This window comes from Flavobacterium sp. FlaQc-30, from assembly GCF_044005885.1.
Lineage (GTDB): Bacteria > Bacteroidota > Bacteroidia > Flavobacteriales > Flavobacteriaceae > Flavobacterium.
In genome coordinates, this window is record NZ_JBIPCO010000049.1 from 1 (window position 1) to 258 (window position 258).

General features: G+C 46.5%; 1 protein-coding gene. It reads left to right on the forward strand.

The window, feature by feature from the left end; genetic code table 11:
* Positions 1 to 258 (forward strand): hypothetical protein (locus ACHRV0_RS21685; protein ID WP_395442528.1); only part of this gene is annotated, 258 nt, incomplete at both ends.

Here is a 258-nt window from a genome sequence, read left to right on the forward strand (position 1 = left end):
CTGAAGCTGCATCATACCAAACAATACTTGATCCTGATGGTACTGTAGCGGTAGCCGTTAGAGTCTGCGATGAACCTGTCTCACATACCGTTACGTTAACTGGAGCTGTCGGTGCTGCAGGAGCAGCGTTTATGGTTAATACAACAGCCGTTCTTGTTAAACTTGAACAACTGCCGTTTGATGTCTGTCCGTATAATGTTCTTGTAGCGGCAGCTGTACTCACTAAAGTCGCTGGACTTACTACATTGCCTCCTGAAG